This window comes from Anabaena sp. 90 (genome assembly GCF_000312705.1).
Taxonomy (GTDB): Bacteria; Cyanobacteriota; Cyanobacteriia; order Cyanobacteriales; family Nostocaceae; genus Dolichospermum; species Dolichospermum lemmermannii.
On record NC_019427.1, the window covers coordinates 862,651 to 877,197 of the forward strand.

Here is a 14,547-nt window from a genome sequence, read left to right on the forward strand (position 1 = left end):
CTACTGTTTAAATTGACTAACAAATTTACAAAAATAAAACATTGCAATTATGGCTCGTCGTTCACGCTACACAGAATATAATGAAGATCTAAACGTTTGGCCAGCATTTACTGATTTAATGTCTAATGCGTTTATGATATTGGTTTTATTTTTGTTTTTAACTATTATCATATCACAAATCAATAAATCACAGATTAGTAAAAATATCAATCAAAGTGTTCAAAATTCAGAACAGTTAGCTTTAAAAATCAAACAATTACAGCAGCAAGTAAAATATTTACAAATACAACTACAACTACAGTCTGAAAAACAATCAACAGATACACCTCCAATCATAGTTATAAAAGATCAAGGTGATTATAGATTTGCTTCCGGTAGTGCGGAAATTCCTGCGAAAATGTCAACTTATATATTTAACCAAATAGTACCGGAAATAGAAGCTAGAACTAAACAATATGGGATTAATGTAGTAGAAATAATCGGACATACAGACGGACAAGCTAATAGTAAAGTAACAAGTAATTTAGATGTAAATTTAGAAAATGTAGCTAGTGGTAACTTACAAGTAGGAAAACTACAAGCTGGTTCTAATGCTGATTTAGGATTAATGCGGGCTTTGTCAGTTGTGAAGGTGCTGGGTGATATCCAGAAAAAACAAGGTAAACTATCTGGACTATCATTTCGTGCTTATTCTGCGGCACAATTAATATTACCAAATGGAAAATTTGCAGGGATAGCGCGGAAAGAGGATGTCACTCGACGACGAATTGAAATCCGTTTTACACGGTTGGGAGAAGTGCGAGAAGTTAGATAAAAAATCATACTTCATCTATCAAAATTTTGCCTTCCCCCTTCCATCAAAAATCTATCACCTTCCCAGATTCGAGACTATTCCTAATTTGATCTAATTCTTCCGTCTGAACTCCTGAACTCCTAACTGAGAACCTTATGTCAAATGTAGCAAAAAGCAAATCCCACCGCCGACTAAAACGCCAACTACTTATCGTCATGCTGGTGATTTTTGCTTGGAGTGTGGCCATGGGCTGGATATTAGGATTCGCTACCAGCGCTCGCGGTGCAAATCCTGTAGACTCAATTGGGACTGTTGATGTCGTACCAACACAATACCAACCAGGACAAGAACTGTATTTAGAAAACTGCTCATCTTGTCATATCGCATTACCACCGGCTGTATTTCCTAGTTAAACTTGGAAAAACCTTTTACAAGACTCCCAGCACTATAGCGTACAAATTAAGCCTTTAGGCAAACTTGAACATCGTTTAGTATCAAAATATCTTTACACCTTTTCCCGTGTGCAACTACAGGAAGAAACAACACCCTAGCGTCTCAAGGACTCTCGTTATTTTAAGGCTTTGCATCCTGGTGTCAAATTACCCACTCCTATAAATATGGGTAGTTGTGTGAGTTGTCATTTTAATGCTGATAAGTACGACTTCCGCAGCCTTAGTCCAGAATGGAAGTAGGGGTAGGAGTTTAGGAAGAAGAATTTTCTCAATGACGAATGACCACTGACCAATTACCAATTACCAATGACATTCAAAGTCTATAATTATATAGCTAAAGCTTAAATCTCCATTTCCCTTGATTTAATTCTATAAACTGCCATGCTAAAACTTTTGTTGGGCGATCCCAACGCTCGTAAACTTAAAAAATACCAACCTTACATTACAGAAATTAACCTCTTAGAGGAAGATATTAAGCCGCTGTCTGATGAACAGTTAAAAGCGAAAACCGTCGAGTTTAAACAACGGTTGGCTAAAGGCGAAACTCTAGATGATATTTTACCGGAAGCCTTTGCTGTGGTTCGGGAATCGGGGCGGCGTGTCTTAGGATTACGTCACTTTGATGTGCAACTTCAGGGTGGGATAATTCTGCATACTGGGCAAATTGCCGAAATGAAAACCGGTGAGGGAAAAACTTTGGTAGCGACTTTACCAAGTTATTTAAATGCCCTGACTGGTAAAGGTGTCCACGTTATTACTGTGAATGATTACCTGGCGCGTCGAGACGCGGAATGGATGGGTCAGGTACACCGGTTCTTGGGGTTGAGTGTGGGGCTAATTCAGTCCACTATGACCCCCAGCGAGCGCCAAAAAAACTATGAGTGTGATATTACCTATGTCACCAACAGCGAAATAGGCTTTGATTATCTCCGGGATAATATGGCTACTTCAATGGCTGAGGTGGTACAACGTCCGTTTAATTTCTGTGTAATTGACGAGGTAGACTCGATTTTAGTGGATGAAGCCCGGACTCCATTAATTATTTCTGGTCAGGTGGAAAGACCAACGGAAAAATACTTACAAGCGGCAGAAATTGCTTTTAGTCTCAAAAAAGATGAGCATTACGAAGTTAATGAAAAGGATCGTAACGTTCTCTTGACAGATGAGGGTTTTGCAGAATCGGAAAATCAGTTGGGTGTGACAGATTTGTTTGACCCAGAAGACCCTTGGGCGCATTTTATGTTTAATGCGATTAAGGCTAAGGAATTATTTCTCAAAGATGTGAATTATATTGTCCGCAATGACGAAATTGTGATTGTAGATGAATTTACAGGTCGGGTACTGCCGGGACGGCGTTGGAGTGATGGTTTACACCAAGCTATTGAAGCCAAGGAACACGTAGAAATTCAGCCAGAAACCCAAACTTTGGCGACAATTACCTATCAAAATCTGTTTTTGCTCTATCCCAAGTTGGGGGGAATGACGGGAACGGCAAAAACTGAGGAAGTGGAATTTGAAAAGATATACAAACGGGAAGTGACGATTATTCCCACCAATCGGATTAGAAGACGGGAAGACCTGTCTGATATGGTGTTTAAGACTGAACCAGGGAAGTGGGGAGCGATCGCTAAAGAATGTGCCGAAATGCACGAAAATGGTAGACCTGTGTTAGTGGGGACAACCAGCGTCGAAAAGTCCGAACTTCTCAGCCGACTCCTCAAGGAAATGGAAATTCCCCACGAGTTACTTAACGCTAGACCAGAAAACGTGGAACGAGAAGCGGAAATTATTGCCCAAGCTGGACGCAGTGGGGCTGTAACTATCGCTACCAACATGGCAGGACGGGGTACAGACATTATCCTGGGTGGTAACTCTGAGTATATGGCGCGGTTGAAACTGCGGGAATACTTTATGCCTCGCATTGTTAGCCCTGAAGATGATGAATTTGGCGTACAAAGGGCTTCGGGTCTACCTATGGGTGGTAGCGGTGGTGGACAAGGCTTTGTTCCTGGTAAAAAGGTGAAAACTTGGCGGGCTTCTCCAGAAATTTTCCCCACCCAATTAAGAAAAGAAACAGAACAGCTTTTAAAAGCGGCTGTAGAGGTGGCTGTGAAGGCTTATGGTGAGCGCAGTTTACCGGAATTGGAAGCAGAAGAGAAGGTAGCTGTGGCGGCGGAAAAAGCCCCGACAGATGACCTGGTAATTCAGAAATTGCGGGAAGCTTACCAGCAGATTAAGCATGAGTATGAAGAATTTACTGTCCGCGAACATGATGACGTTGTCAACAGAGGTGGTTTGCACGTAATTGGAACGGAACGTCATGAGTCACGACGAATTGATAACCAGTTACGCGGACGAGCGGGAAGACAAGGCGACCCTGGAACGACAAGATTTTTCCTCAGTTTAGAGGATAACCTATTGCGCATCTTTGGGGGCGATCGCGTTGCCGGCTTGATGAATGCTTTCCAAGTGGAAGAAGATATGCCGATAGAATCAGGTATGTTAACTCGCAGCTTAGAAGGCGCACAGAAAAAGGTGGAAACCTATTACTACGACATCCGCAAACAGGTGTTTGAGTATGACGAGGTAATGAATAACCAAAGGCGGGCTATCTATGCGGAACGTCGCCGGGTGTTGGAAGGTCAGGATTTGAAGGAACAGGTGATAAAATACGCAGAAAAAACGATGGACGACATCGTTGATTATTACATCAACCCTGATTTACCTTCGGAAGAATGGGAGTTAGAAAAGTTAGTAGATAAGGTGAAGGAGTTTGTTTACCTGTTGGCTGATATGCAGTCTGGACAGTTGGAGGATATGGGGATGATGGAAATTAAAGCTTTTCTCCATGAACAAGCGCGGATTGCCTATGATATGAAGGAAGCGCAAATTGACCAAATTCAACCGGGTTTAATGCGCCAAGCAGAACGGTTCTTTATTCTCCAACGCATAGATACTTTGTGGCGGGAGCATCTGCAACAAATGGATGCTTTGCGTGAGTCTGTTGGTTTGCGTGGTTATGGGCAAAAAGACCCGCTCATTGAGTATAAGAGTGAGGGTTATGAGTTGTTCTTGGATATGATGGTGAATATCCGCCGTGATGTGGTTTATTCTCTGTTTATGTTCCAGCCTCAAGCGCAACAAACTGCTGAGATGGTTTAAGGGTTTTTTTCTCGCAACAGACGCACAAGGCACGGAGGGTGTTTTCTGCGTCTTTGTTTTATTTTTGTTTCGCGCAAAGTCGCTAAGGAGCAAAGGCGCAAAGGAAGAGGAGGAAGAAGAGTTATTCGGCGAACATTTCAGCTAGGATATCCAGAACTGTTTTTTGTTCTTCTGTAGTAATTTGACCCAGAAGTTTGACTAATCGAGTTTTATCTATTGTGCGAATTTGGTCTAGGACAATTTGTCCATTTTGTCCTTGAAATTGACAGGTTACTCTTGTGGGGTATGTTTGCCCTTTTAAGGATGCTGTATGCTCCAATTTCTTGTAAACTAATGAAAAAGGATTAGGTCAATTTTCTATGCTGAAGTCTTTTGAAATACGCAACTTCAGAATCTTTGATCAAATAGAGGTTAAAAAATTAAGTAATATTAACCTTATTGTCGGTATGAATAATGCTGGTAAGAGTACATTTCTCGAAGCAGTAGAACTCTATGCCAGTAATGCTTCCCCTATGACTATACTTGAGCTTGTAGAATCAAGGCAAGGATCTTGGATTAGTGAAGCACAACAGCATCCTCCAAATTTTCTTAGTAATCCCATACGTCATCTATTTTTTAGTCATAAATTACCCGATATAGGAGAACAAGGTATCATTATTGGAGAAATTTCTTCAACCTCAAAAATTCACATCGGCATTGCTGTATATCAGATTAAATCTGATGATGAAGGGACAATGAAAAGAATTCGCATTTCTGGTGAGCAACTATATGAAGACTTATCAAATATTGAAGTTATTCTAGTAGCAGAAGAAGGCGAAAAAACTCGAAGAATCTTGAGATTAGATAAGGATTTTAGAGAAATTAGACGTGGTTCTAGAGTTGTTTATGAACGACAAGATTCTGAATTAAAATACAAATGGCAATTTGTCTCGACAGAGAATATGCCCAACCGAAAATTAGCTGCTCTATGGGATTTGACAAGTTTAACCAGTTTGGAATCAGAGGTGATTTCTGCTCTTAAACTTATTGAACCTAAGATATCAGGAGTTGCTTTTGTAGAAGACATTAGTAAAGGCCGTAGTAGCGACAATCGTATTCCTCTAGTAAAAGTTGAAGGTATAGATGAACCATTAGCTCTTAAAAGTATGGGTGATGGTTTAAATCGTTTATTTCATATCATGGTAGCTCTGGTGAATGCGAAAGATGGAATTTTGTTAATTGATGAATTTGAAAATGGCTTGCATTGGACAGTACAACCTAAAGTTTGGGAGATTCTTTTTCATTTTTCCGAAAAGCTCAATGTTCAAGTATTTGCAACCACACATAGTCGTGATTGTGTAAATGGTTTTGATAGTGCATGGAATAAGTATCCTTTACTTGGTGCTTTCTTTAGACTAGAAGTTAAAAATAATCTGATTAAAGTAAAAGAATATTCTGCTGAAACATTGGCAGATTCTATTGAAATGGACGTTGAAACAAGATAAAGAGAAATAGTATGAAAGATATTTGTAAACAAGATACCGATAAAGTGTTACTTTTGGAAGGTAAAAATGATTGTCATGTTGTTATGGCTTTGTGTGCTGCTCACCAAGTTCCTGAAACTTTTGGAATATATGAATGCGGTGCAGATACAGAAGTTTTGAAGCGTCTGAATGCTTTGATATCCCGTTCTAATGCTCCTCAAGTAATCGGAGTAATGCTTGATGCTGATAGCCCTTCTCTAGAAGGAAGATGGGCAAGCATTAAAGGCAAATTAACTCATTATAGCTATAACTTACCTAAGATTCCTGATAAGCATGGAACAATAATTAAGGGTATTGAAGATGAACCTAAACTTGGATTTTGGTTGATGCCGAATAATCAAGATTCGGGTAAATTAGAGGATTTTTGTGCAGAATTAGCAAAACCTAAATCTTTAGAATTTGCGAAAGAATGTATTACTAAAGCACAAATTAATAAATTAACAACTTTTAAATCATTGGATCTTAGTAAAGCAATTATTCACACATATCTAGCTTGGCAAGATGAACCAGGATATCCTATGGGACAGGCAATTACTAAACAATCTCTTCGTCCTCATACAGATATTGCTATAAAGTTTACTGACTGGTTAACACGGTTATTTAATTAAAAATTTTTCCTCATCTTCCTGAACAATAGTATATGGTATCGCTACACCTAAGCAAGACATTGACTTAATTGAAGCAAGACTTGAAAGGGCAAAACAGCATTATAACCAAGTTTATCGGTAAGAGAAAAATAAATAATCATGACAGAAAATATTGAAATAACAACTAGTAGCGGTAATGTATTTGCTGATTTAGGTTTACCCAACCCAGATGAAATGCTAGTAAAAGCAGAACTAGCACGCAAAATCAGTAATGCTATCACCGCACGTCATATCACCCAAGCTGAAGCGGCTGAATTATTAGGAATTGATCAACCAAAAGTTTCTGCTTTAATGAGAGGAAGACTCACAGGTTTTTCTCTAGAAAGAATGTTTAGATTTCTCAATGCTTTTGAAATTGATGTAGAAATTAGAGTAAAACCTAAATCTAGCCATAATGCCCGAATAACTGTAGTTTAATTCGAGCTATTTCCAAGTCAAAATTCATAGCAAAATTACAAGATAGAAAATAACACACTTTGGAAAAACACATTAGAACTGAATGAATTACGAAGGAGGGTTGTCATGATTTTCAATTATTCTCTTACCTTAAAGTCCGAAATATCACCCTTCCCGGATACTCTTGCTGATTAATTTTGGTATAGACTCGCAAACAAGTTAATACTTCACCTGGATTACCACCACAGTCTAATTGCAAGTCATCTTTAGAAAATTCACAAACATCACCATACAGTCCTGATAACTGTTTGAGTCGGACTTCATTACCTGCTTTCATAGCTTTATCAACGGCTTTTCTGAGAAGACGACGAGATTCTTTTTGTAATTTTCCCCACCAAGAATAACGTTCAGCCGGGGGAATAAATACTAAGGAATGAATGGCTTCATCCATGTCAATCCAGGCACATAAATTTAAAATAGTATCAGTATTTTCCTCGGATTTTTGCAGGCGGTGAAAGCGATCGCTTAATGTGTCAATATATTGATGACGTTGTTCTAATTTAGAATGTAAAGAAACTACGTCAAAGCTAAAAACACTTTTTAAAGCATGATGTAAGTCTGGATCTATTTCAATAAACTTAATATATAAAAGTAAAAATCCGGCGATTAAATATAAATTTTCAGAAAGATGAGTTTGGGCAATTCCTGAATTTACCAAAGCTGTTTGAGATAAACATAATCCTTTGGCCTTAACTGTACCACTTAACCCTGGATAAATAATTTCATCACGGACAAATGGTAATTCCTCCAGATTTATATGATCTACAACTGCACCTACTTCTTGCGCTAATTCTAAGGCCTTATGTCGCCAAAATGTAGCTACATCTTCAGGAACTCGCAACAGTTTTCTATGAATTTCGTTCCATATTTCCGCATCAATTTGGCTTTGAATACAAGAATTACCAAGATAAGATTTTAATTCTGAATCATCATTAAAAGCATCTTTTAATTTTATTAACTGAGGTTGTTTTAGATCCCCAACTTCTTGAAGAAGTCGGGGATCTAATAATTGATGAAGTTCTTGGAGAATTTCTTCTGATAGCTGAAATCCGGTATCAAGCGGATATTCTTGATTTGCTTTTGTTAAAGTTGCGGCTAATCCATATAAATTAAACCGTAATATTTTGGCTAATTCTGAGTTTTTTGTATTTAGTAGTTTATGTAAATTCTGCATAATTTTGTTAGGATGAAAATAGAAGATTTTATATCCCCGACTTCTTAAAGAAGTCGGGGATATAAGATTAATGAATACCGCAAAAAGGATCACGTTCTTTATCAACTTCGTTAGGTTGTAATTCCAATTCTGCGCGATAAACACATCCTTCTTGTTCCAGACATTCTTGATTATTAGATGTCCAATAAGGAACTGCCCCAGCGTGCATTCTTAATATGCCTGTATTATCAATAGTTACATGATATTGACAAGGATAATCTGTGATAATATCTGGTCTGCTGAGTGTGCCAATCCGTAGCCATTTCTTAGTATTTGTATCACTATCAGTCTGATAAATATAGAAGGTGTGTTGACCACTTTGGGGAAATGATGGCAAAGGTTTACTGATTAATCCTGTTCCTGGTTGTTTGACACCATCTTGTAAATAATGAAATGTTTCCATTGATTTACTTTCATTATTATCAACTGCAAATACTAAATGATAAGCATGAGGTTGATCAACTGTGGCAGATTCTAAAACATTAACAGCAATATCACCATCATTTAAGTTGTGTTGATGGTTTTCTATGGCGATATTCCATTTTAAATTACCATCAGTAAATAAGGTATTTTCAGTAGATTTAGATATGACTGAATTAATATCAATGCCAACCACATCTATTAAATAATGAGGATTACCTCGGCATAGTAAAACGCTAAATTGTAAAGCTTGGTCAATCTCAAATTGGATTTTAATTTTTTTGAGAAATTCCTGTTCTTCCATACCCAATTTATCCATCAATATTTTACCGTCGAAACTACCCCACAGGCGAAAAGTGCCATTTTCATAATCTTGACGATGGATAATATTTGTTAATTGGATGCCCTGCCAAGGTGTCCGCACTTTAGCAACAGTGTCCCAAGGTGCAAGTTGATATAGTTCTTGTCCAGCATTAAAAATGGCTAATGGTTCGTTACTTTGGGTTTTGCGTTTGAAGTTACAAGGAAGATAATAAAACAGGTTTTTGACATCAATTTCTAGTTGATTTGCACCTTTACGTAACAGATTTTTAGATTCTTCTGGATCAAATCGAAAGCGACGCAATTTTTCGGCATAACAAGCACCTGCGGAAGTGGCAATTTTGGTAAATTCTAAAACAAAAGTAATTCGTTCGGGATTCCAAACAAAATAAGGCGATTTACTAAATTCTTCGTAAATTTGTTGTTGAACAAGATTAAAATTGCAAGTTTTTCCAGACAGAATTAACCAATCTACTTTTTGATTTGTTTCTGAATTAAGACGGCTTTCCATTAAGCCTTTTGCAATACCAATGGCTTCTTTAATTGAAGAAGTTGCTGCCCGTTCAAATTGCTGATGATCTAAAGTTAGAGAAATAGATTCAGAACTTCTAACTTGAAATTTAATCGCACTTTGGGCAAGAAGTTCACCAATTTGTTGTTCATTTAAAGTGAAGGTTAATAAAGAACCATCTGCGGGTGGTTTTTGCCCTAATTTGAGTTTAGCAGCTTCAGCATGATCCCACAATGTGTAAAAGGTTTGTAGGCGTTGGGTTGCTTGTTGCCAACGAGTTGGTAAGACTTTTTCCGCTGTATCTAGGGCATCTTTAAAAGCAACGTCACCTTCGGGATTTTCTTTATCTATACATTTTAATAAACTACCAGTTTTAAATTTTCCATCTTCTAAAAAACGGTCATTTAATTCAGAGTTAATTAAGTCTTCTAATTTATCGCTTTCAATGTCACCTGTGGTAACTGCGGTCAGCAGAAAATCAGAAATTGCAACTTTTAACAAACGGAAAATTCGTAAAGTAATTAATTCACCACCTAATTGTAAATGTCCCGAAGAACCTAATAATTTGGGAGTAAGTTTATAGTAACGTCCTCCTAAACCTCTATCTTCATGATCTGCAAAGAAGGGAGTTTTATCTTCTAGAGTAAGTTCAATTAAAGCTAAGTCTGTTGTACCCCCACCAATATCTAAAACCAGGACATTTTGTGACCATTTATTCCCATTTTGACGACAACGAGTTTTAAAAGATTCAATCCCAATATTCAGATTTCCGCCAAATTCTCGCCACAGGAAAAAGATAGCTACAGAAACAGCTTCGTCATAGGCTGTTTGCACATCATCAATGCCTAATTCCTGGACTAATTGCTTAATTTCTTTGCGAACTACGGGAGGGGCAACGGTGGGATAGGTAACAACTGCTGTTAAAAAATCGCCTTCTGAAAATCTCCGTCTAGCCCGTTGCCGATAATCTTCTGTTAGTTCAATTAATTGCGCCCAAGCTGCTTGAATGAGGCGATTAACTTGAATGTTTTCTTCATCTTCTTCTAAGATAATTGGGAAAGATCGATCTTGTCCAAAATAGCGTTTGGGTGAATGATGAAATCTGCTAATAATTTCTTTAACTGAAACAGTTGTTCCTTGGGCTATGGCTTTTTTTCTATTATCTCTTGCGTCTCTACCCATGCGTAGTTTTAAGGGAATTAATTGCGATACTTCCATTTCACTGGGAATTTCTGTACTGCGTCTATCAATATCTAAAATTACGGGAATTAAATTTTGTGATTCTAATGTGGGAACGCGGAAAACTTCGTGATATATAGCATAAAGTTTCTTGCTAACAGCCCGCCGAAATCTATCACTTGTTCCTAAACATAATTCAATTTGGCGAATTGCTTCTAAAAATAATTCTTTGTTATCACTTTCAAAAATTTCACTTAATTGATCTGATTCTATTGCTAAGTTTTTGCTAATATCAACTAGAAATTTTTCCCACTCACTACTACTAACATCTGGTAAGGCTAAATCTGGGGAGGAATTGAACCATTCCGCCATCCGTTCTCTTAATCTCAGTTCTTGTTCTCTGGGTAAAACTTCGGCAATGGGGACTTCTATGGGGTCAAAAAGTGTCACTGTGGAGTTGGAAGTACCAAAATCTAACGCTAACCAACCAGGAAATCTTTTTCTTTGTTTTTCGTTGAGTTTTTCACTGAGTTGTTGACTTAAATTATTCAAATAGTGATCAAATTGTGAAGTATTCATGGGTAGATGATTTTTTGTAGATGAACTTGATGATTTTTGTAAATTGGGTATAAACCAAAGATCACATTCAGCACATACATGATTAGATATGGACAAATTTGGTTTTCCCCCAGCGTCAGAATCAAAATATTCGACAATCACCTTTAAGGTACAATCAACTATTGTGATTAAAGGTGCATCTAACTGACAGGGATCTTGTCCTAATTGAGAAATATTATAAATTTGTTTGGGTGTGGCTGTGTGAAGTTGTCTATAACTTTTTTGAATTTGTGCTGCTAATTCATTTGGTGTACCTCTAACTATGCAGGTAATTCGAGAAATGTACGGTATGTTGCTTTTAATAGGGACAATTTGGATGGTGGGTAGATGCAACTGTGTGTTTTCTTTCACACCTAATTTAAAGCTAGGTAGAAGCTGAATTTCCACAGGCATTTTTGATGTTCCTTTTTTGTTTGTTAATATTTCATTGATAGTGCATTTCCCTAAATTTATTTGATAACTAAAGGTTTACTCTTTTCTTAATAAAAGAATATGGATTAAATGAACCACGAAGGGACGAAGAACACGAAGGAAGAAGGAAGAAGGAAGAAGAATGAAGAATAAAAGTAGTACCAATTAAATGCAGGTAAATAATTCTTCTTCATTAATTGTGGCAATATCGGTTAAGATTTCTAACCAAGCTGGAATGGCTAATTCGGTTTGTGAATCTCTTGCAGCAATATATCTTAGTAGTGCTTCTTTTTTGGCCAGGTTTTGCAAGCTGGGAATAATTTGATCTAAAATTCCGTTGATTTCTATATTTACTTGCTGATTACTTTCACTCACATATTGCACGAGGTGAAGACTAGCACTAGCGGTAATTTCATCTCGCAGTCGTAAAACGAAAAGTTGATGATTTGCGCTTCTTGATGTGTTTTGATTTCTCTCTGGTGACCAATCAAAAATTTGTCCTACACTGTGTTTTTCATCTTGTCTGGCTAGGGGAAAAATACTTTCTGGTTTGATACTTTGATCATGGTTATTGATTTCGGTAATAATGGCTTCTTTCCATTGACGAGGATCAGATCCTAGTAAGAGTTTATAAAATAAATCTGCTTCTTCAAGTCCAAATTTTGATTCAATTTCTTGTTCCATTTCTGGGATAAGAATGGTTTGCAGTTTTTCCCGTTCTAAGGTAATTTGATGTGCCAATGAGCTTAATAAGTCTACCACAGCTTGATGAATGCGATCGCTCGCAAAGTTCTCCAGTTCTTTAACGGTTTTCTCGAAAGCCGGATAAAAGTCATCACTCTTGGTTGCTATGGAGGTATTGACTCGATTTCCTCTATCAAATAATTTCCCCGCTGCACCTTTAAATTCCGCTAAGGTAATTGTGCCATTTTGAATTTTATTAAATAATAATGTCCACTGACTCCAATTCAAAATTTTCAAAGTTAGTTCATCTTTAATGACATCACTAACTACAATTCCTCTTCTATCTTTCAGTTGTTCTTTACCTAAATCTTTCTGAAAGTTTCTGTAGGTTCTATCTAAACTTTCTATGGCTGATCTTAATTCTAGTAAAGCTGGAGTATCAACTGTGGGTATGCCTTGTTCATGGATTTCGGCAATAATTTCTTTGAGATATTCTTGTTGTTGACGAATCACATCAGCAGCCCGACGAGTATCTTCATACAATTGCTTTAAGCCATGATTAGCAACATGAGTTTGAATCAATTCTCTTAATTTACTAATCCCACCATCTTGAGCAAAATAACCTAATTGTCTTCCTAATTGATTCCTCCCATCTGCTGCTAATAAAGCTTCACTTAAATCACCCCATTTCTGTTGTAATTTTTTCGGTCTTTCCAGATAATCAGGATAATCTAAATTGGCAAGAAATTCCTCAGAACCTGCTTTAATTTGACTAGAACGTTTGGCAAATTCAGACAATCCTAACAGTGGCGATAATAAAACAATTCTATCTTTTTGAGAAGTAAATGCTTCCGCCCCATCAATAATGGTTTTGAGAACTTTCAATTTTTGAAAAACTGCATTTGTTTGTAACGGTTGAGAATCAGATTGATTATTAATTAATAAATCTAGTTCCCTTTCTCCTCCTTCACTTTCTAAAGGCAGTTGATCAAAACGTCCCACACCGACAAGAATTAAATCCTTGAGGTCTTGTCCTGGACGCTGTTGCTGCATCATTGTGAAGATTTTATTGGCGCGATCGCTCCCCGGTGATTTACCATTAAGTAAGACTAAAATTGTCTGTACCTGTGCCAATTCTCGCAAGGATAAAAATGTATCTCTAGTTCCAGAATTAGCTGCACCCAAGCCGGGAAAATCTAAAAGGACAAATTCTTCTGCACCTGTAACATCCCAAATTTCTCGTGATATTTTCACATCAATATCAACACGACGAATTAAGGGAAAACTGGTTTGTAATAATTGCGTTCCTAACCTTTGTGGCGCATTTGGTAAGCGAACATTCGCTGCTGGTAAATCCTCAAATTTGAGAGATTGAATCGCCATAGGCATTTCTGCCAGTTGTAAACCTTCACGGGCTGTAATCCCATCAATTGGGTAAAGACGACCGCATAAAGCCTCACCATAAGCCTGATAAGCCCGCAAAAATAACACTAACTCCCGCACCAAATAACGCAACTCTAAATTATTGGAACTTTTCCAAACTTCCTCACACCAAATACTGATATCCTTACCGGTTTTAATTTTAGCTACCTGTAAAGGTGTCACCCCAGCGGACGCAGCGCGACGGTTTGCTTCTTTGAGCATGAAGTGTAAGCACTCATTTACCCCTTCATGGGATAAATATTCTACCGTATAATTATTTGCTTGGGTAGTTGCAAAACCATCCTGGGGTTTAATATGAATAGCTGTGACATTACCGGTTGTCGGATTTTCGCTCACGGGTAAAGCGTCTGCGTAACCAATGAGACTTCCTAGCAGCAAACTTTTACCGCTGCTAAATTCCCCCATGATGCCAATTTTTACCGGTGAGTTGGCCAGTTCCACAGTTTTCTCTGCTGCCTCTCGCAGCCGCAGCAGACAATCATCAAGGCTAGTGGGAACCCAATCTTCCTCCTGGGAAGGGCGCTGGGGAACTGAGTCAATTTTGCGGAGGATAAATTCACCGTACTCTTTCAATCGTGCCAGCTTATCTGGTTCCATAGAGTAGTCTTTCGTTTGAGTTCATTTTCACAACTGGGTTATAACACAAAACCTTAAAACTATTCCTATGTGGTGCCACGAAAACAGGCAAGACGCAAGACGGAAGCGGGAATTTCT

General features: G+C 37.8%; 9 protein-coding genes and 1 pseudogene. 6 read left to right on the forward strand and 4 right to left on the reverse strand.

Annotation, left to right across the window (positions count from 1 at the left end):
• Nucleotides 1–49: 49 nt before the first annotated feature.
• The 3 genes and pseudogenes from ANA_RS03920 (at nt 50) to secA (ending at nt 4,407) form a co-directional block, all read left to right on the forward strand.
• Nucleotides 50–814, forward strand: coding sequence for a hypothetical protein (locus ANA_RS03920; RefSeq protein WP_015078759.1), 765 nt, complete (start codon nt 50–52; stop codon nt 812–814).
• Between the two features lie 134 nt (nt 815–948).
• Nucleotides 949–1,485 (forward strand): annotated as a pseudogene (locus tag ANA_RS03925) (cytochrome C).
• A 141-nt stretch (nt 1,486–1,626) separates the two neighbouring features.
• A complete protein-coding gene (secA, locus tag ANA_RS03930) occupies nt 1,627–4,407 on the forward strand; it encodes a preprotein translocase subunit SecA (protein ID WP_015078760.1) in 2,781 nt (926 codons plus the stop codon).
• 121 nt (nt 4,408–4,528) lie between these two features.
• On the opposite strand, the gene ANA_RS03935 is transcribed toward secA, so the two are convergent.
• Nucleotides 4,529–4,726, reverse strand: a complete 198-nt coding sequence (locus tag ANA_RS03935; protein ID WP_083881423.1) for a type II toxin-antitoxin system PemK/MazF family toxin — start codon at nt 4,724–4,726, stop codon at nt 4,529–4,531.
• 40 nt (nt 4,727–4,766) lie between these two features.
• On the opposite strand from ANA_RS03935, the gene ANA_RS03940 reads away from it, so the two are divergent.
• The 3 genes from ANA_RS03940 to ANA_RS03950 all read left to right on the forward strand — a co-directional run bounded on the left by ANA_RS03940 (nt 4,767) and on the right by ANA_RS03950 (nt 6,994).
• Complete coding sequence (locus ANA_RS03940) at nt 4,767–5,891, forward strand: AAA family ATPase (protein ID WP_015078761.1); 1,125 nt, start codon at nt 4,767–4,769, stop codon at nt 5,889–5,891.
• Between the two features lie 11 nt (nt 5,892–5,902).
• Nucleotides 5,903–6,538 carry a DUF3226 domain-containing protein gene (locus ANA_RS03945; RefSeq protein WP_015078762.1) on the forward strand — a complete coding sequence of 212 codons (636 nt, stop codon included), beginning with the start codon at nt 5,903–5,905 and terminating at the stop codon, nt 6,536–6,538.
• A 138-nt stretch (nt 6,539–6,676) separates the two neighbouring features.
• Nucleotides 6,677–6,994, forward strand: coding sequence for a helix-turn-helix domain-containing protein (locus tag ANA_RS03950; protein ID WP_015078763.1), 318 nt, complete (start codon nt 6,677–6,679; stop codon nt 6,992–6,994).
• Nucleotides 6,995–7,118: 124 nt separating this feature from the next.
• Here the strand turns inward: ANA_RS03950 and ANA_RS03955 are convergent, their stop codons facing one another.
• From ANA_RS03955 to ANA_RS03965, 3 genes are all read right to left on the reverse strand, one after another.
• Nucleotides 7,119–8,207 carry a hypothetical protein gene (locus ANA_RS03955; RefSeq protein WP_015078764.1) on the reverse strand — a complete coding sequence of 363 codons (1,089 nt, stop codon included), beginning with the start codon at nt 8,205–8,207 and terminating at the stop codon, nt 7,119–7,121.
• Nucleotides 8,208–8,274: 67 nt separating this feature from the next.
• Nucleotides 8,275–11,688, reverse strand: coding sequence for a virulence factor SrfB (locus ANA_RS03960; protein ID WP_015078765.1), 3,414 nt, complete (start codon nt 11,686–11,688; stop codon nt 8,275–8,277).
• Between the two features lie 183 nt (nt 11,689–11,871).
• Nucleotides 11,872–14,430: a dynamin family protein gene (locus ANA_RS03965; protein WP_015078766.1), complete on the reverse strand. Its 2,559-nt coding sequence runs from the start codon at nt 14,428–14,430 to the stop codon at nt 11,872–11,874.
• Nucleotides 14,431–14,547 lie beyond the last annotated feature (117 nt).

Excerpts from the sequence above, each read along its gene's own strand:
- ANA_RS03920 (WP_015078759.1), top strand. The coding sequence starts at position 50 with ATGGCTCGTCGTTCACGCTACACAGAATATAATGAAGATCTAAACGTT.
- secA (WP_015078760.1), top strand. The coding sequence starts at position 1,627 with ATGCTAAAACTTTTGTTGGGCGATCCCAACGCTCGTAAACTTAAAAAA.
- ANA_RS03940 (WP_015078761.1), top strand. The coding sequence starts at position 4,767 with ATGCTGAAGTCTTTTGAAATACGCAACTTCAGAATCTTTGATCAAATA.
- ANA_RS03945 (WP_015078762.1), top strand. The coding sequence starts at position 5,903 with ATGAAAGATATTTGTAAACAAGATACCGATAAAGTGTTACTTTTGGAA.
- ANA_RS03950 (WP_015078763.1), top strand. The coding sequence starts at position 6,677 with ATGACAGAAAATATTGAAATAACAACTAGTAGCGGTAATGTATTTGCT.
- ANA_RS03955 (WP_015078764.1), bottom strand. The coding sequence starts at position 8,207 with ATGCAGAATTTACATAAACTACTAAATACAAAAAACTCAGAATTAGCC.
- ANA_RS03960 (WP_015078765.1), bottom strand. The coding sequence starts at position 11,688 with ATGCCTGTGGAAATTCAGCTTCTACCTAGCTTTAAATTAGGTGTGAAA.
- ANA_RS03965 (WP_015078766.1), bottom strand. The coding sequence starts at position 14,430 with ATGGAACCAGATAAGCTGGCACGATTGAAAGAGTACGGTGAATTTATC.